We start from the raw sequence: 287 nt of genomic DNA, 5'->3' as shown, positions 1-287 counted from the left end.
AATACTAAAGCTGAAGAAACGCTTGCTGATCGTGACCAAATTTTCACATACAACGTGAAAACAAGTGTCCCAACAGATGTATCATCCTTCAGTGTAAGTGACACACTTGAGTCTGTTCTTGATTATGCAGGTTCAGCAAGTGCAATCTTGAATGGTCAAGCTCTTGATGCCAGTCAAATCAAGGTAGAAGGACAAACCATCACCTTGACGCTTACAAAGGAACAAGTGAAAGCCAATGGCGGTCAAGCTGTTGAATTGAGCTTCACTGCTAAGATTAAAGCGGGAGC

Annotated in this window: 1 protein-coding gene; it reads left to right on the top strand. The window is 42.5% G+C overall.

Annotated elements, in window-relative coordinates:
* Window positions 1-287: isopeptide-forming domain-containing fimbrial protein (locus CF394_RS11210; protein ID WP_133079827.1), on the top strand; the 287-nt coding region annotated here is incomplete at both ends.

The sequence above is a fragment of the Tetzosporium hominis genome (assembly GCF_002265435.1).
GTDB lineage: Bacteria > Bacillota > Bacilli > Bacillales_A > Planococcaceae > Chryseomicrobium > Chryseomicrobium hominis.
This window is presented reverse-complemented; position numbering and strand designations above follow the sequence as displayed.